At 71.7% G+C, this 17,441-nt stretch carries 15 protein-coding genes; 7 read left to right on the plus strand and 8 right to left on the minus strand.

The window, feature by feature from the left end; genetic code table 11:
* Window positions 1-14: 14 nt before the first annotated feature.
* On the minus strand, window positions 15-1,328 hold the full coding sequence (locus ABD784_RS09395) for an ABC transporter substrate-binding protein (protein ID WP_344883312.1): 1,314 nt from the start codon (window positions 1,326-1,328) through the stop codon (window positions 15-17).
* A gap of 97 nt (window positions 1,329-1,425) precedes the next feature.
* Entirely contained in the window at window positions 1,426-2,520 is a 1,095-nt protein-coding gene (locus tag ABD784_RS09400) for a LacI family DNA-binding transcriptional regulator (protein ID WP_344883315.1), read from the minus strand.
* Window positions 2,521-2,806: 286 nt separating this feature from the next.
* Between ABD784_RS09400 and ABD784_RS09405 the strand changes: the two genes are divergently transcribed.
* From ABD784_RS09405 to ABD784_RS09420, 4 genes are all read left to right on the plus strand, one after another.
* On the plus strand, window positions 2,807-4,072 hold the full coding sequence (locus tag ABD784_RS09405) for a Gfo/Idh/MocA family protein (protein WP_344883317.1): 1,266 nt from the start codon (window positions 2,807-2,809) through the stop codon (window positions 4,070-4,072).
* Window positions 4,065-5,057: a DUF6807 domain-containing protein gene (locus ABD784_RS09410; RefSeq protein ID WP_344883320.1), complete on the plus strand. Its 993-nt coding sequence runs from the start codon at window positions 4,065-4,067 to the stop codon at window positions 5,055-5,057. The genes ABD784_RS09405 and ABD784_RS09410 overlap by 8 nt, the downstream gene beginning before the upstream one ends.
* Window positions 5,054-5,770 (plus strand): cupin domain-containing protein, encoded by a 717-nt coding sequence (locus tag ABD784_RS09415; protein WP_344883323.1) that lies wholly within the window; start codon window positions 5,054-5,056, stop codon window positions 5,768-5,770. The genes ABD784_RS09410 and ABD784_RS09415 overlap by 4 nt, the downstream gene beginning before the upstream one ends.
* Window positions 5,771-5,929: 159 nt before the next feature.
* The gene (locus tag ABD784_RS09420; protein ID WP_344883325.1) at window positions 5,930-6,385 is read left to right on the plus strand and encodes a PaaI family thioesterase; all 456 of its coding nucleotides are present in this window, start codon (window positions 5,930-5,932) and stop codon (window positions 6,383-6,385) included.
* A 7-nt stretch (window positions 6,386-6,392) separates the two neighbouring features.
* Here ABD784_RS09420 and ABD784_RS09425 read toward each other — a convergent pair whose 3' ends face one another.
* Complete coding sequence (locus ABD784_RS09425; protein WP_344883527.1) at window positions 6,393-6,677, minus strand: DUF1540 domain-containing protein; 285 nt, start codon at window positions 6,675-6,677, stop codon at window positions 6,393-6,395.
* A 134-nt stretch (window positions 6,678-6,811) separates the two neighbouring features.
* Window positions 6,812-7,306, minus strand: a complete 495-nt coding sequence (locus tag ABD784_RS09430; protein ID WP_344883328.1) for an Lrp/AsnC family transcriptional regulator — start codon at window positions 7,304-7,306, stop codon at window positions 6,812-6,814.
* A 150-nt stretch (window positions 7,307-7,456) separates the two neighbouring features.
* Here ABD784_RS09430 and ald point away from each other — a divergent pair, with 150 nt between their 5' ends.
* Window positions 7,457-8,569 carry an alanine dehydrogenase gene (ald, locus tag ABD784_RS09435; protein WP_344883331.1) on the plus strand — a complete coding sequence of 371 codons (1,113 nt, stop codon included), beginning with the start codon at window positions 7,457-7,459 and terminating at the stop codon, window positions 8,567-8,569.
* Between the two features lie 181 nt (window positions 8,570-8,750).
* Here ald and ABD784_RS09440 read toward each other — a convergent pair whose 3' ends face one another.
* The 4 genes from ABD784_RS09440 to ABD784_RS09455 form a co-directional block, all read right to left on the minus strand.
* Window positions 8,751-9,425, minus strand: a complete 675-nt coding sequence (locus ABD784_RS09440) for a hypothetical protein (RefSeq protein WP_344883334.1) — start codon at window positions 9,423-9,425, stop codon at window positions 8,751-8,753.
* 204 nt (window positions 9,426-9,629) lie between these two features.
* Complete coding sequence (locus ABD784_RS09445) at window positions 9,630-10,910, minus strand: MFS transporter (RefSeq protein WP_344883337.1); 1,281 nt, start codon at window positions 10,908-10,910, stop codon at window positions 9,630-9,632.
* 27 nt (window positions 10,911-10,937) lie between these two features.
* Complete coding sequence (locus tag ABD784_RS09450) at window positions 10,938-11,765, minus strand: SGNH/GDSL hydrolase family protein (protein ID WP_344883340.1); 828 nt, start codon at window positions 11,763-11,765, stop codon at window positions 10,938-10,940.
* A 133-nt stretch (window positions 11,766-11,898) separates the two neighbouring features.
* Window positions 11,899-13,887: a BCCT family transporter gene (locus ABD784_RS09455; RefSeq protein WP_344883343.1), complete on the minus strand. Its 1,989-nt coding sequence runs from the start codon at window positions 13,885-13,887 to the stop codon at window positions 11,899-11,901.
* Between the two features lie 275 nt (window positions 13,888-14,162).
* On the opposite strand from ABD784_RS09455, the gene ABD784_RS09460 reads away from it, so the two are divergent.
* Window positions 14,163-14,990 carry a hypothetical protein gene (locus ABD784_RS09460; RefSeq protein ID WP_344883346.1) on the plus strand — a complete coding sequence of 276 codons (828 nt, stop codon included), beginning with the start codon at window positions 14,163-14,165 and terminating at the stop codon, window positions 14,988-14,990.
* A gap of 186 nt (window positions 14,991-15,176) precedes the next feature.
* Window positions 15,177-17,336 (plus strand): bifunctional metallophosphatase/5'-nucleotidase, encoded by a 2,160-nt coding sequence (locus ABD784_RS09465; RefSeq protein ID WP_344883349.1) that lies wholly within the window; start codon window positions 15,177-15,179, stop codon window positions 17,334-17,336.
* The last annotated feature ends 105 nt before the right edge of the window (window positions 17,337-17,441 follow it).

The raw sequence follows: 17,441 nt of genomic DNA on the forward strand, positions 1-17,441 counted from the left end.
GGCCTTCCGCATGGCTAGCCGAGGGCCGACTTCATCTCGGCGTGCATGTTCTTCGCGGCCTCCTCGGGGGTCTGCCGACCGAAGAGGACCTCGAGGTCGTACCGGAAGTTCAGGTTCTGGAAGTCGGAGATCCCCTGCGGCGGGATCGGGACCGGGTCGCCCAGCTCCGGCTCGATGGCGGTGATGTAGTCCGCGACGATCTTCTCCTGGTCGCTGAGCATCGGGTAGATGTGGTCGCGGGCCTCCTGGTTGGCCAGCATCCCGCGCTCGGTCATGGCCAGCTCGGCGGCCTCCTTGGAGTTCACGAGGAAGTCGATGAACTTCTTCGCCTCCTCCGGATGCTCCGTCTTGGAGGAGGCGGAGAAGAACATGGACGTCTTGTACCAGAGCTCGGCGTCCTCGGCGCTGCCGGTCACGCTGGGCAGGCGCAGCGGAACGAACTCGGATCCGGACGCACCGGAGATCGCCGTCAGCTGGGTGCTCCACCACGGAGCCATCGCCGTCTGGTTTTTGGCCGTCAACGTCTGGTCCAGGGAGGGCAGCTGGTCCTCCGCGATCACCGACGTCTCGGGCAGGGCACCGGAGTCGGCCAGGTCCTTGTACATCTCGAAGTAGCTGACGGCGTCCTCCGGTTCCCAGCCCAGCTGGCCGTCCTCGGTCAGGAACTGCTGGCCGTGCTGCCGGAGCCAGAGCTCCAGGGTCATGGTGGCCGTCAGGCTGGTCAGACCGTAGTGGTCGGTCTTCTCCTCGAACTCCAGCGCCTTGGCCTTGAGGTCCTCCCAGGTCCAGGTGGCGTCGTCCGGCAGCTCGATGCCCGCCTCCGCGAAGAGGTCCTTATTCGCGGCGATGGACAGCGCGGTCAGGCCGTGCGGGATGCCCCAGGTGCCCTCCTCGGTCTGCCCGCTCTGGCGCAGGTCCTCGGGGATCTGGGACATGTCGACGTCGGACAGGTCCAGCAGGACGCCGTTCTCGGCGTACTCGCGGATGTACATGAGGTCCATCTGCATGACGTCCGGCGCGTCGCCGGCGGCGGTCTGGGTGGCGAGGCGGTCCCAGTAGCCGGACCAGTCCACGAACTCGGGCACGATGTCGATGTCCGGGTTCTGTTCCTCGAAGACGTCGATCATCTCCTGCGTGGCCTGGTGGCGGGCGTCGGAGCCCCACCAGACGAAGCGCAGGGTGGCTGTGCCGTCGTCTCCGCCCGCGGCGTCCCCGCCGCAGGCGGTGAGGGCGAGGGCGGCGGTGGAGAGCACCGCTGCGGCCTTGAGGAACCGTCCGGTTCCGGGCCGGGGTGCACGACGGCGTGATGGTCGGGTGGTCTGCGGCATCGAATGCTCCTCTGGTCTCGCCGCGGCACGCGGAGTGCGGCGGCAGGAAGGTGATGCCACGAAGGAAAGCGCGATCCACACAGTAGAGTGACCTGAGTCACGTGTCAATGGTCCGCGGACGGCCGGGTCGGGCCGGGGCCGGCCCGGTGCTCTCGCGGAGGACCAGCCGGTTCAGCTGCTCCGGGGCGTCCACCGGCTCCTCCCCCGCCACCAGCGAGATCAGCCGGCGCATCGCATAGCGGCCCTGGGCCGACCGGTCCACCGCCACGGTGGAGAGCGTGGGCGTGGCGTAGCGGCCGAACTCCGCGTCGTCCCAGCCGACGACGCTCAGCCGGCCGGGGACGGCCCAGCCCCGCTCACCCGCGGCGCGGATGGCGCCGAGCGCGACGTTGTCGTTGGCGGCGATCACCGCCGTGACGGGACTGTCCAGCGGCAGCGCGGCCACGGCGTCGTACCCGGACCGCGGGCCCCAGGCGTCCCACTCGGCCCCCGGGGAGACCACCCCGTGGGACGTCAGGCCCAGCCGGGCCACGGCCTCCTCGTAGACCCGGCGGCGCGAGCGGGCCGACGCCCACTCCTCGGGTCCGGCGATGTGCAGGAAGTCGCGATGCCCCAGGCCCGCGAGATGCTCCACGGCCTCGGCCACGACGGAACCGTCCGCCAGCGCGCCGAGCCCGCGGAGTCGATCGTCGAACTGCGGGTGGACCACCAGGGCCGCCGCCTCGGGGGTGCGCGGGCGCTCCTCCAGCCCGGGCAGGGCACCCATGGAGAGGACTCCGTCCACGCGGCCGGAACCGAGCAGGTCGCGTGCCCGCTCCACCCGCTCCGGCGTTCCGCCGTCCACGACCGCGACCTCCATGAAGTAGCCCGCCTGGTGGGCCACTTCCGCGGCCGCGGCCAGCGTCGGGGTGGGCAGCGCCTGCACCGGGGAGGGCAGCAGGACGGCCAGGACCCGGGTCCGCCCGGTCCGCATGGACCGCGCCACCAGGTCGGGGCGGTAGTCCAGCTCGCGGACGGCCTGCTCGATCCGGGCGATCGTCGCCGGCTTCATCCCCTGGTCGCCGCGGAGATAGCGGGAGACGGTCTGGTGGGACACACCGGCGTGAGCCGCGACCTGCTTCACCGTCGGCCGGCGGGTCGGCGCCGCGGGGGCCGCCGACTCGCCGTCGGCCTGTTCCGACTGCTGGGTCATGGCACTGCCTCTCGTCGCAGGGGTTTCGTCTGGGGGACTATTGACTTCCCGATTCGGCCATCGCTAGTCTGCATCACATCATATTGTGATCGATCACTTTGGCGCATCCCGCCTCAGTGCGCGGGGCCACCCCCATTCGCCGCGAAGGAAAGCGCACCTCCTCGTCGTCGAATAGTGATCGATCACAAAATGACGCGGTCCCCCCTCCGACCGAACGCGTCGGTTCGAATCGATGCGTTCGAATCCAACCCGAGCACACCCGATCCTCGACCCAGGAGTCGTCCCCATGTCCGGATCCACCCGATCCACCGTGCGCGTGGGCATCGTCGGTGCCGGCGGCATCGCCACCGGTGCCCATCTGCCCGCCCTCCGCGCCGTCAACGAGCAGGCGGGACGGCAGCGCGCCGCCGTCGTCGGCATCGCCGACCTCGATCCCGCACGCGCCGCCAGCACCGCCGCCGAGCACGGCATCCCCGCCCACTTCCCGAGCGCCGAGGAACTCCTGGCGGCCACCCGCCCGGACCTCCTCATCGTCTGCACTCCCCCGGGCGCGCACCGCTCCGCCGTCGTCGCCGGCCTCGCCGCGGGCGCCTGGGTCTGGTGCGAGAAGCCGCCCATGCTCTCCCTCGAGGAGTACGACGACGTCGCTCGCCTCGAACGCGAGGGCGGGCCCTACGCGAGCTACGTGGTCCAGCACCGGTTTGGCTCCGCGGCCCAGCACCTCCGCGACCAGATGTCCTCGGGCCGGGTCGGCCGGCCCCTGGTCTCCGTCTGCCACACCCTCTGGTACCGCGGCCACGACTACTACGACGTCCCGTGGCGCGGGAAGTGGGCCACGGAGGGCGGGGGCCCCGCGATGGGGCACGGCATCCACCAGATGGACCTGTACCTGGACCTGATGGGCGAGTGGACGGAGGTCACCGCCGTCGCCGACGCGCAGGACCGCACCGTCGAGACCGAGGACACCTCGCTGGCGATCGTGCGCTTCGAGTCCGGCGCCCTCGGCAGCATCGTCAACACGGTGCTCGCGCCCCGGGAGACCAGCTACCTGCGCTTCGACTTCACCAACGGGACCGTCGAAGTCGAGCACCTGTACGGCTACACCAACGACCACTGGCGCTACACGCCCAGCCCGCACCTGCCCGAGGACCAGCGCGACGCCTGGCTGCCGCAGGCCAGCACGGCCAGCTCCCACGCCGCCCAGCTCGGCGAGCTGCTCGACTCGATGGACCGCGGCGAGCGGCCGCGCGCCTCCGGGGCCGACGGGCGCCGCACCCTGGAGTTCATCGCCGCGCTGTACCAGTCGGCGGAGACCGGGCGCCCGGTGCGCCGCAGCGACCTGACCGCCTCCGGGCCCTACTACACCGGCATGCACGACCCCGCCGTCGCCTACCCCACGGCGGACTCGCCGCAGGCCCGCGATGACCGGCCCGGAGGCCCGCCCGACCCTGCCGCCGAGGCCGCCGCCGCCGCCGCACCCACCGCCGCACCCACCGGCGCCGACGCCGCCCACCTGCCCGATGACACGATCCTGGAGACCTCCCGTGGCTGAAGCACTCGCAACGACCGACCCCCGCACCGCTGACGGCGCCGCCCCCGGCGCCGCGGCCGCCGACTTCACCGTCGCCGCCACCGAGACGGACGTCGCAGTGACGGCCGACGGCGTCGAGATCCTCCGCTACGTGGTCCGCCCCAACACCGCACCCGAGGAGGCCCCCAAGCCCTACCTGTACCCCCTGCGCTTCCTCGACGGCGGCGAGGCCGCGGTGCGCCGCCCGTGGGACCACCGCTGGCACACCGGCCTGCAGTTCACGTGGTCGCACGTGGCGGACCAGAACTTCTGGGGCGGACCGACATTCTCCCGTGAGGCCGGCTACGAGCAGAAAGACAATCTGGGCCGGATGGTCCACCAGGGCTTCGCCGAACAGCCCGCAGACGGCCGGGAGGCCGTCTTCGACGAGACCCTCGAATGGATCGACTCCCGCGGCCAGCACTGGTTCGACGAGCACCGCATCCACCGGGTGCACTCGCTCGACACCGAGCGCGGGATCTGGTCCGTGGACCTGACCACCACGCTCACGAACGTTTCCGGCGAGACCCTCCCGATGGGCAGCCCCACCACCGCCGGCCGCGAGCAGGCCGGGTACACGGGCTGGTTCTGGCGGGGGCCCCGGTCCTGGACCGGCGCCCGGGTGCGCTCCGCGACAGGACTCGAGGGGGACGAGGCCGTCATGGGCACGGTGGCGGACTGGATCGCCCTGAGCAGCGAGCACGACGGAATCGACGGCGGCGGCACCATCCTGGCGTTCGCCGGCTCCTCGGCCGCCGAGCACGAGGGCCGGACGCTGGAGCTCCCGCCGATCCGCTGGTTCGTGCGCACAGGCGTCTTCGCGGTCGTCAGCCCCTCGCCGGCCTTCTACGAGGAGATCCACCTGCCGCACCGCGGCACGCTGACGCTGAACCACCGCTACGTCTTCGTCGCCCGCGTCCTGGACGACGCCGAGCTGGCGGCCCTCGGACAGGAGTTCGCGTTGTGAACCGCAGCCTGCCGCAGTTCCCCGGGGGCACGTCGGTCTCCGACCTGAGGGTGTACGACTTCGCGTCCGCCGACGGATGCCCGGGCGGGACCCCGCACCTGCACACCGCCTCGGCCGAGGCCTACGTGGTGGTCGGCGGCCGGGGCGAGGTCCACACCGTGAGCGCCGCCGGCGAGGCGCGCGACCCGCTGGAGGCCGGATCGCTCCTCTGGTTCACCCCCGGGACCGTCCACCGGCTGGTCAACCACGGCGGCCTGCACCTGGCCGTGGTGATGCAGAACGCCGGTCTGCCGGAGGCCGGCGACGCCGTCATGACGTTCCCGGAGCGGGTCCTGGCCGACCCCGAGGCGTACCGTGCCGCCGCGGCCCTCCCCGACCAGGAGGACGAGCGGGCGGACGCAGCCCGGGCCCGGCGGGAGCTGGCCCTGGAGGGGTACGACGACCTGCTCCAAGCGGTGCGCCGGGACGGGGCCGCCGCGCTCGACCGGCTCCACCGGCAGGCCGCCGCGCTCGTGCGACCGCGAATCGACCAGTGGCGGCGCATCTGGGCGGAGAACGTCGAGGCGGAAGTCGAGGCGACGCGTCGGCAGCTCGACGCACTGGCGGACGGGGACCCCGGTCGCCTCGGCGACGCCACCGTGTTCCGGGGCGACCCACAGCCCGAGCCCCGGCTCTGGGGCATGTGCGGACGCCTGCAGACCTGGCAGGCCTGACAAGCGCGATACGGCTCCGCAGCGGGTCCACGTCGGCAACGCGGCGGGTCGGCATCGGCTCAGCCTCGGTCGCGCAGCGGGCCCGGCGCCGGCCGGTGGCTAGGATCGTGGCAGGCGGCCGCGTCCGCGGCCGGTGACGACGACGGCGGGAGCCCTGGGATGAGCATCTGGTTCGGCGATCTGACGGTGGAGCAGCTCAACGCGATGCACGCCGGCTGCCTCAACGGGACCCTGGGGATGGAGATCCTCGAGCTGACGGAGGACTCCGTCCGGGCCCGCATGCCCGTGGACCACCGCACCACGCAGCCGGCCGGCGTCCTGCACGGCGGGGCCTCCGTGGCCTTCGCGGAGACCCTCGCCTCGTGGGGCGGCTACCTGACCGTGGACCGCGAGCGGTTCCACGTGGTGGGCCAGGAGATCAACGCCAACCACGTGCGCCCCGGACTGCCCGGCACCTGGGTCCACGGAAGCGCGACCCCGCTCAGTCGCGGGCGGCGCTCCCAGGTCTGGGACATCCGGATCACGGACGAGGACGGGAAGCTGGTCTGCGTCTCCCGGTGCACGCTCGCGATCGTCGAAGTCCCCGGCGGGTACCGGACCGCAGAGGAGCGGTGAACCGCGGTCAGCGCTGCTGGTAGGTGAGGCAGTCGGCGTTGTCCGCGCCGGGCCCCACGTGGACCGCCTCGGCGGTGCACAGCAGGTCGTCGTTGTGGACGCACTCGGCCCGCTGGCAGGCGCCGATGGAGGCGACCATCTTGGGCAGGCCGCCATGCGCGCCGATGTCCACGAACGTGGCGCACTCGGCGTGCTCGGTGTGCCCGCCGATGGTGATGCCGGCGGCGTGGCAGTTGGAGTGGTCGTTGAAAGAGCAGTTGGTGACCGTGCAGTCGGCCACCGGGACCGTGATGGTCATGATGTTCCCTCCCGGTTTCCGGACCCTGCGGGCCTCTCCCGCGTGTGGCGTGGGTCACTGTGCTTTCACGGTACGCCCGATTCCGCGGATCTTTTAGTGCTGATTTCTGCGCGTATTCCGGCCCGCGCCTAGACCCAGGGCGCGGTGCCCGGCACGTGCTCGAACACGATCGACGTCTGCGTCGACGCGACGGCCGGGTTGGCGGAGAGGTGGTCCAGCACGAACTGCCGGACGTCGTTGGAGTCCCGGACCGCCACGTGGATGAGGAAGTCGTCCGTGCCACCGAGGAAGAAGAGCTGCGTCACCCCGGGCTTGCCGCGGATCTGGTCCTGGAATTCCTGCATCAGGTGGCGCGCGCCGGGCCGGATCCGGACGAAGATCAGCGCCTCGAGCGAGTGGCCGATCGCCTCCGGGTCGATGTCGATGGTGAAGCGGCGGACCACGCCGGCGTCGCGCAGCGCGTTCAGGCGCGCCAGGCAGGTCGAGGGGGCGATCCCGAGCTCCTGCGCCATCGAGTTGTTGGTCCGGCGCGAGTTCTCGGCGAGCATGTGCAGGAGCCGGCGGTCGAGGTCGTCGAGCTTGACGGGACCGCCCTGCAGATTATTCGCTGTGTTCGGCACCACGCACCGTCCCCACTGTGAGAAATTGTCAGCTTGCTCGATCCTACCGAAAGTTCTGCGGCAGGAACGCGCAAGAGCCGTAGTTTTCCCTAATCTGGTGGTCTGTTCCCCGGGCAGCATCCAGCCCACCCCTCGTAGATTCGGAGCCGCACCATGTTGATCGGTGTCCCCCAGGAAATCAAGAACAACGAGTTCCGCGTCGCCATCACCCCGGCCGGAGTCACCGAGTTCGTGCACCACGGCCACGACGTCGTGGTCGAGACCGGCGCGGGCGTGGGCTCCGGCAGCACGGATGCCGACTACGAGGCCGCCGGCGCGCGCATCGCCCCGTCCGCCGACGCCGTGTGGGGCGAGGCGGACATGATCCTGAAGGTCAAGGAACCGATCGCGGACGAGTACCACCGCATGCGGGACGGCCAGATCCTCTTCACCTACCTGCACCTGGCCGCCTCCCGCGCGTGCACGGACGCCCTCGTCAAGTCCGGCACCACCGCCATCGCCTACGAGACCGTCACGGCCGGGCGCGGCCTGCCCCTGCTGGCGCCGATGTCCGAGGTCGCCGGCCGTCTGGCCGCCCAGATCGGCGCCGTGCAGCTGCAGCAGCCGAACGGCGGGGCCGGCGTCCTCATGGGCGGCGTGCCGGGGACCCGGTCGGCCAAGGTCGTGGTGATCGGCGGCGGCGTCGCCGGCACGCACGCGGCCCGCATCGCCTCGGGCATGGGCGCCGATGTCACCATCATCGACATCAGCCTCCCCCGCCTGAAGGAGATCGACGAGGCCTTCGGCGGCCGCATCAAGACGCTCGCCTCCAACAAGCTGACCATCGCCGAGCAGGTCGCCGCCGCCGACCTGGTGATCGGCTCCGTGCTGATCCCGGGCGCCGCGGCGCCGAAGCTCGTCACGAAGGACATGGTCGCCGCCATGCGCCCGGGCTCCGTGCTCGTGGACATCGCGATCGACCAGGGCGGCTGCTTCGAGGGCTCGCGCCCCACCACGCACGCCGACCCCACGTTCACCGTGCACGACGCCGTCTACTACTGCGTCGCGAACATGCCCGGCGCCGTCCCGCAGACCTCCACGGCCGCCCTGACCAACGCGACCCTGCCGTACGCGCTCCGCATCGCGAACAAGGGCTGGAAGCAGGCGCTGCGCGAGGACGCCGGGCTGGCCAACGGCCTGAACGTCCATGCCGGGCAGGTGACCTTCAAGTCCGTCGCCGACGAGTTCGGCGTCGACTTCGTCTCCACCGCGGACGTCCTCGCCTGACGAGACGCCCCACCGGCCGTCCGCCCCGGGGAATCGGGGCGCACGGCCGGGAGCCCGGCCCGCGGTGCCGGCGCGCAGGAGAGGCCGCCGCCTCCGGGGATGTCCCGGAGGCGGCGGCCTCTCGATCATGCGGCGCAGGCGCCCGGCGTCACCACCGGAGGCCGTCGGCCAGCAGGCGGCGTCAGCGGACGACGTCCGCCTCGGCGTTGGCCTGGCGCGCCCTGAGGTCCGCCACGCGGACGAGCCGGACGATGGCGATGGCCACCAGGATGAGGCCGATGAACACGGCCACGTAGCCGGCGACCATGACGGCCATGACGATCTGCATGGCCGGGCCGCCGCCAGCGGCGCCCATCATCGGCATCAACATGTTCACCAGCACCGGCGGGACCAGGGCCAGGACCATGCCGAGCAGCAGCAGCGCCAGCCCGGCACCCATCATGCCGGCGGCCGGCTTGAGGGGTTTGCCGACCTGCACGGTCGCCGCCGACGTGCGCCGGGAGTCGGTCACGACGACGGGCGCCGCCGTCGTCGTGGCGGGTGGTTCCGTGGCGGCGGGGCGGCTCTCGCCGTCCGTCCGCCCGTTCTCGGCGCGGTCGCCGTCCTGCCGGTGGTCGCTGTCCACGTCGCTCCTCAGGTGGCTGCTCTTCGTCGTGCCGTCCTTGTCGGTGGGCTCGCCGCCGACGGTGGCATCGTTCTGGACGTCGTCGTTGTACGGGTCGTATCCCGCGGGCTGGTCCTCGCGGCGGTGCTCCGGGCTGCGTCCGGAGCCGGCCGGGAGCCGCGTGGTCTGCGGCTCGTCGTCCCGGCCGGTCCGGCCTCCGTCCGCCGTGCTGCGCTCGTCCCTGTCGGCCATGTCGGGCCCCTTTCCGTGCGTTCTCCGTGCTGCGCCCCGGAGGGCGTCGTCGGTCTGCGGCCGTCCGTCTCCGTCGGCTGCCTCAGCGCGACACTACGCCCGCCAGCTGACGGCGAGGGTGGAGCTTCCTTACGGCGAGCTGACCGTCCGTTGGGACCGGGCGGGCGGCAGGAGCGGCAGCGGCGGCGCGGGATCGGCCCGGAATCAGGGAACGGACTTGATGCGGTAGACCAGCACGGCGCCCAGTGCGCACAGGACCGCGGCGATGAGGAACATGGTGGTGTACCCGCCGAGCATCGTCACGGCCAGCCAGGCCGCGGCCGGCGCGAAGACCTGCGGGAGCGTGGCGGCGATGTTGACCACGCCGAGGTCCTTGCCGCGGTCGCTCGCCGACGGGAGGACCTGGGTCAGCAGGGCGAAGTCGACGGCGAGGTACGCGCCGAACCCCACCCCGAGGACGGCGGCTCCGAGCATCGCCGCCGGCCAGACCGGGAAGAACGCGAGGATCAGCGTGGCCACGCCGATCAGGCCGGAGGAGCCCGCCACGAAGATCCGGCGCCGCCCGCCGGTCGCGTCGCTCATCCGCCCGGCCGCGACCGCGCTGAGCAGGACCATCACCGAGTAGAGGCCGGTCAGGACCAGCACCCCGCCGGCCGGGTCGGGATGGCGGATGACGTCCGTGAGGAAGAACAGCAGGTAGACGATCGTCATCTGGTTCCCCATGAACATCAGGAACCGGGTGATCCACGCCCAGGCGAAGTCGGGGTGCCGGCGCGGGCTGATCCAGAAACCGCGCAGGAAGGCGCCGAACCGGAAGGGCTGCCGCGCCGCGACCGGCAGCACCGGATCGTCCCGATGGGTCAAGTACGGGATCACGCTCAGGGCCATGACCGCCGCGCAGAGCCCGTAGCCGAGGCCGATGTCCCCGCCGATGACGAACCCGATCACCGCCCCGCAGAGGATGCCGACGGTCTGGCCCATGGCGCCCAGCCCGCCCACCGATGCTCGCTGGCTCACCGGTGTCCGGTCCGGGACGGTCGCAGCGATGGTGGAGTAGGCCGAGTTCACGCCCAGCTGCACGCAGCACCACCCGACCACCAGGGCGAGCAGCGCCGCAGTCCCCGTGAGCGTCGACGCGGAGGCGAGGAACAGCAACGCGGCCACCGCCACCGCGGCGCCGCCGAGCACCCACGGCGACCGGCGCCCGAACCGGCTGGTGGTGCGGTCCGAGAGCGCCCCGGTCAGCGGGTTCGCGACGAGTGCCACGGCCGCCCCGAACGCCGAGACGAGCGAGAGCATCCCCTCCTTCGCGGCGGGGTCGATCGCGGTCGCCTGGAGGCCGAGGAGGACGTTCAGCGGCGCGTAGAGGACCGCGTTGATGCCGAGGTTGACCAGCACGACCCCCGCGATCCAGCGCGCGCCGACCGGAACCGTGGGCTCGGCGAGCGCGTCCGGGACGCTGGAGGGGGCAGCGTGCGTTTCCATAGTGCCAATATCGTATGCCGTCCCTGATCAGGCGCGCGTTCCGGAGGAGGCCCGCTGCCGCTCCACCCGCTTGCGGTAGAGCTTCTTCAGCCCGTCCGCGGGGCGGATCGGCTCCGGCCAGCGCGGCTCCAGCCGGTCCCCCAGGGTGATGCCGCGCAGGCGCCGGCCGAACATCGGCAGGACCCACTCCCGCATCCACTCGAACTCGCGGCTGGCCAGCTGGACCGGCCCGAGGCGCTCGTGGGGCCCGAACGGCTCGAACTCGAGCTGGTGCCGGACGCCGAGGAGGTTCAGGATCTGGATGGCCATGTAGCGGTGGCCGGCACGGTTCATGTGCAGCTTGTCGGTGTCCCACATGCGCCGGTCGTTGTAGACGTCCCACGTCCAGTAGTCCACGAGCAGGGCGTTGGGGTGGCGGGCCGCCAGCTCGCGGACGCGCGCGTTGAACACCCAGTTGCGCCGCTTGAAGGGCTCCAGCAGGGGATGCAGCGGGACGTCGAATCCCGTGAAGAGCAGGACCTGCGCGCCGGAGGCGCAGAGCCGTTCGACGGCGTCCGTGTAGTCGTCCAGGAGCCTCCCCATGTCCTTGCGCAGCTCGAGGATGTCGTTGCCGCCGGCGTAGAAGGAGATGACGTCGGGCCGCATGGCGAGGGCGGGCTCCACCTGCTCCTCGACGATCCGGCCGAGGCGCCGGCTGCGGATCGCCAGGTTGGCGTAGCGCCAGGACGGGTCCGCCTTGGAGAGCTGCTTGGCCACGCGGTCCGCCCAGCCCCGCACGCCGTTCGGCAGGCGGGTGTCCCAGTCCCCCACGCCCTCGGTGAAGGAGTCGCCGATCGCCACGAACAGTCTGCCCACCGGGACAGCCTGCCCGGCCCGGGCGACGCGCGGTGGTCGCCGACGCGACGGAGAGGTTAACGGACGACGGCGCCCGCGGTCCGCCGGGGTTCCAGCGGTCCGCGGGCGCCGTGCGGCCCGTCGGGGGCGCGGTCTACCGCCCGGCCTCCGTGGGGTCGGCGTCGGCGTGCCGGCCGCGCGATCCGCCCGCGCCCGGCTCGTCCTCGGCTTCGGCTTCGTCGTGCAGGGGCACCCCGCCCTGGTCGAGGTACTCCTGGGAGGACTCGAACTCCGGGGTGTCGAACACCTCGCCGGCCAGCGGGTCCTTCGGCTCGGAGAGGACCTGGATGGCGCCGGTCTCGGGATCCACCGAGGTGGCCCCCGGCTCGACGTGGCGGAAGCTGATGATCTGCGGCTCGTGCGCCGCCGCTTCCTCCGCGGCGGTGCGCGGGCCGACCGCGAAGCCGGACAGCGCTGCGGACGTGCCGCCGATGCCCCGGAACGGGTGGCCGTTCTGGTCGACCGGCCCCTCGGCGGTCTGCTCGGGCGGCGAGCCGTTCTCGTGCGCCGGGATGACCTGCATGTAGTTGGGCATGTTCGCCACGTCGTGCCGGAAGGCCCGGAGGAGCGAGACGCAGGTCAGGACCATGATGATCGAGAAGGGCGCGGCCGTGGCGATCGAGAGCGTCTGCAGGGCCGTCAGGGCGACGCTGCCGCCGGCGATCAGCAGCACCGCTGCCGCGAGCCCCTCGAGCAGTGCCCAGTACATGCGGGTGCTGACCGGGGTGTTGGTGCTGCCGCCGCTGGCGAGCATGTCGATCACGAGCGATCCGGAGTCGGACGAGGTGACGAAGAAGAACACGACGACGAGCATCGCGACGACGCTGAGCACCGTGGCCAGCGGGAACGCGGAGAGGAACTGGAAGAGCGCCGTCGTGCTGCTCACGGCCCCGTCGACGAGCATGTCCACGGTTCCCTCGCGCTGGAACTTGATGGCGGTGTCGCCGAAGATCGTGAACCAGACGAGGCTGGCCACCGTCGGGGCGAGCAGGACGCCCACGATGAACTCGCGGATGGTGCGGCCGCGGGAGATGCGGGCGATGAACATGCCCACGAACGGCGCCCAGCTGACCCACCAGCCCCAGTAGAAGATGGTCCAGGCCTTCTCCCACCCGTCCTCGGAGAACGGGCCGGCGTGGAACATCGACTCCGGGAGGATGCTGATGTAGTTGCCGATGTTCTCCGGGAACGCCTTCAGCAGGAAGATCGTGGGTCCGAGGATGAACACCACCAGCGCCAGCATGGCGGCGATCGACATGTTGATGTTGGAGAGCCACTTCAGGCCCTTGTGGACGCCGGAGACCACGGACCAGGTGGCGATCAGGGTGATGCCGCCGATGATCGCGATGATCAGCCAGGTCGAGTTCTCGGCCCAGCCGAGGAACTCGAGTCCGCCGACGATTTGGCTGACGCCGAAGCCGAAGGAGGTGGCGACGCCGAACAGGGTTCCGACGACGGCGATCGTGTCGATCGCGTGGCCGATCCAGCCCTCGACGCGCTGGCGGCCGAGGAGCGGCTCGAGCAGCCAGCGGACCGCCAGGGGACGGCCGCGGCGGAACGTCATGTAGGCCAGGCCGAGCCCGACGATCGCGTAGATGCCCCACGGGTGGAGCCCCCAGTGCAGCATGACGGTGCCGAGCGATCCCTGCGTGGCCTCCGTGCTCTCGCCCTCGATGCCGTACGGCGGGGTGATGTAGTGGCTCAACGGCTCGGCGACGCTGAAGAACACCAGGCCGATGCCCATGCCGGCGCTGAAGAGCATCATGAACCAGGAGGCGATGCCGAACTCCGGCTGCTCGTCGTCGCGCCCGAGCCTGATCCGCCCGATCTTCGACGCCGCGAAGTACACCGCGAAGATCAGGAAGACGTTCACGACGAGCACGTACCACCAGCCGACCCCGTCCGAGATCGCCGCGTTGAGCGCGGTGGTCGCCTCCTCGATCTGGTCGCCGGCGGACCGGCTGAAGATGACGGTGAACGCGAGCAGCGCGAAGATGATGATCGACGCGGGGATGAAGACGGGCTTCAGAATCCTCGCGCGCCCCTGCCCGATATTCGGGCGTGTACTGGTCTCGGCTGCCATGGGTATCCCGCTTCCGTCGGTCGGCTGCACGTCTGGCGGCGGAGCGAATCTCCTCCGCGCGTCAACGTGAGTTCTATCACTTTCCTGGCGGCAAGAGAACCTTTCACCCCGAATGAGACATCACATGTCGACTGCTGGTCGATGTGTCGTCGGCAACTGATCGACAGTCGGTCCACAGTCGTGGGCCGCTTGGGCCGCTGGCCCCCACGACACTCGCGGGACCCCGCACGCACGGCTCACCCTCCAGCCTGCTGACGTGGCGGTACGGTGATGCCATGACCACCGATGTCTGGGCACCGCGGCACCGCGGCTGGAAGCTGGCGCACCACCTGCTGCCCGCTTTCGTGCTGGTCGCCGTGCTGCTCGGGTTCGCCGTCGGGGCCGCCTGGATCCGGGAGTGGCTGCTCGCGATCCCGCTGGCAGCGCTCGGCTTCGCGGCCATCTGGTCCATCATCCGGGAGTTCCGCCGCGGCGGCCGGGACGTGGCGCCGTCGAACGCCGCCGTGATCACCTCCACGGGGCCGCGGGCGGCGACCCGATTCGCATCGACCCGCGCCTCTGCGCCCACCGGCGGGCTGACCGTGGGCGTCGCCGTCGTCACCCTGATCAGCGCGCTCGCCCTCGGCGCGGAGGCCGTCAGCACCTTCGCCCGCGCGCGCGACCTGCTGCCGCTGGGTGCCGCGGTGATGCTCCTCGCCGTGGGCCTGCTGCTCCTGATCGAGGGCGTGCGGATGCTGCGCCAGGCCACCGACCAGCCGCCCGGCGTCTACCTCACCCGCAGCCGGGTGGTCATCGTGGGGCAGCGGGCGACCCGCGAGCTGTTCTGGAAGGACGTCAGGAACATCCGCACCGAGGACCCGCCGCGGACCGCTCTCGGCGAACGCCGCCCGCTCGGGGACCGAGGCCCCAGCAGGATCGTCATCACCCATTGGCCGCGACTGGACGAGGAGCCGAGCCACGAGGCGATCGAGGTCCAGTACCTGGTCTGCGACCCCAACGCGCTGCTGGCGACTCTGCGCCACTACGCGGAGCATCCCACCGCCCGGCCGGAGCTCGGCACGCCGGACGCGATCGGCCGCCTCCGCGGCGGCAGGGCCCCGTGAACGCCGGCTTGTGAAACCACCCCTGCGTTTTCGGGGCACCGCGCACTAGGATGAAAATCGGGGCGTGACGGCCGCCTCCGGTCGCTCCATCGCTCGTGCCCGACCGCCGTTAACCTGCTGGCCATCTCCGACGGCTTTGCTGACGCTCGACCCTTCATTCACTCGCGTAAATCCTGGGGAGCCTTCATGACAAGTTCAGATCCACAGCGCCCACGGCTGGCCCGCACCGCCGGCATGGTGGCTGCGCTGTCCGTGGCCGGGGCCGGCTTGCTCGCCGGCCCGGCGCACGCCCAGCCGGCGGCCGAGTCGAGCACCGCATCAGCGACGGCCTCCAGCAGCGCGGACTCGAGCCCTTCCCCGGAGGCCGTCCCCCTCGCGGCGGCCGCCGAGAACGTGACCGTCGACCTGCTCGGCATCAACGACTTCCACGGGCGCCTCGAGGAGGACTCGTTCAGCGGCGCCGTCGGCGCCGCCAAACTCGCCGGGGCCGTCCAGGCCTTCACCGCCGAGAACCCGAACACGCTGCTCGTCTCGGCCGGCGACAACATCGGCGCCTCCACCTTCACGTCCATGTCGCAGCAGGACAACCCGACCATCGATGCCCTCTCGGCCGCCGGCCTGGTCGCGTCCGCGGTGGGCAACCACGAGTTCGACCGCGGCTTCGCCGACCTGAGCGGCCGCGTCCAGGAGCGCTACGCCGCCGCCACCGGCACCGACGGCAGCGCCTTCGTGCTCGGCGCCAACGTCTACCACGCCGGCACCACCACACCGGCTCTGCCCGAGTACGCGCTGCGCGAGGTCGACGGCGTGACGATCGGGTTCGTCGGCACGGTCGTCGAGTCCGTCGAGTCCCTCGTCAACCCCGAGCTCGTGGCGGACCTCGACTTCGGCAGCCAGCTCGAGGCGGCCGACCGGGTCGCCGGCCAGCTCTCCGACGGCGACGACTCCAACGGCGAGGCCGACGTCGTCGTCCTGCTGACCCACGACGGCTCGGAGACCGGCGAGTGCGCCGCGCTGACCACGGAGGGGACCGACTACGCGCGACTGGTGCGCGACGCCTCCCCGGAGATCGACGCGATCTTCTCCGGCCACACCCATCTGTCCTACAACTGCGAGGTGCCCGTCGGCGACGCCGGTGCGACCCGACCCGTCGTGATGGGCGCCGACTACGGCAAGGCGCTCTCCCGCGTGACCCTCGAGGTCGACCCCGCCACCGGCGACGTGGTCGCCCACGACTCGGAGGTCGTCACGCTCGCCGGGGGCGACTACGCCGCCGACCCGACCGTCGCGAAGATCGTCGAGCAGGCGGTCGCGGAGGCCGAGGTGGTCGGCTCCGAGGTGATCGGCCGGATCTCCGGCGACATCCTGCGCGCCGTGGACCCCGCGGACCCCGCGTCCGAGCCCGGCGACAGCCGCGGCCACGAGTCCAGCGCCGTGAACCTGGTGGCGGACATCCAGCTGTGGGCGACGTCGAACGAGACGTACGCCGGCGAGCCGGCGCAGATCGCGTTCATGAACCCGGGCGGCGTCCGCGAGGACCTGTACGTGGGGAACGACGGCGGCGTGGTGACCTTCGCGGAGGCGGCCATGGTCCAGCCGTTCGCCAACACCCTGGTCACCATGGACCTGACCGGAGCGCAGATCAAGGCGCTGCTGGAGCAGCAGTGGCAGCCCGCCGGGTCCTCCCGGCCGAAGCTGCACCTCGGCGTCTCCGAGGGCTTCGCGTACGCGTACGACGACTCGCGGCCGCAGGGCGAGCGGATCCTGGAGATGTCCTACCTGGGCGAGCCGATCGGCTCCGACGAGGTCTTCCGCGTCGTGGCGAACTCCTTCCTCGCCGCCGGCGGCGACAACTTCACCACGTTCGCCGAGGGCACCGACCGGGCCGACTCGGGACAGGTGGACATCGATGCGACCGTGAACTACTTCGCGGCGCACGAGATCGTGGACCCCGCCGAGATCGGGCGGGCGATCGCGGCCGGCACCACGCCGTCGGAGACGCCGGCGCCGAGCCAGACCCCGGCCCCCACCGACGGTCCCGCCCCGTCCGAGACGCCGGCTCCGAGCCAGACCCCGGTGCCGACCGACGAGCCGACCCCGTCCGCGACGCCCGCACCGAGCGAGAGCGCGGCGGTCGTCCCAGCCGCAACCCCGTCCGGCAGTGCGACGCTCGAGCCGGAGGTCGCGGACATCGCCGCCGACGTCGAGCGGCAGTCAGAGCGCGACGGCGGCTTCCTGGCGCACACGGGCACCCTGGCCGCCTGGGCCGGCCTGCTCGGCCTGGCCCTGGTCGCCGGCGGAGGGCTGCTGCTCGCCGCGCGGCGCCGGCCCGCCCCGCGGCACTGAGGTCTCGGGAGAGTCCGCGCGAGCAGAACAGCGCAGAACAGACGGGACAGGGGCTGGGCCCGCCGGAGATCCGGCGGGCCGAGCCCCTGTCCCGTTGCTCGTTCG

Origin of the sequence: Zhihengliuella alba (genome assembly GCF_039538765.1) — a bacterium.
In the GTDB taxonomy this organism is placed as follows: Bacteria; Actinomycetota; Actinomycetes; order Actinomycetales; family Micrococcaceae; genus Zhihengliuella; species Zhihengliuella alba.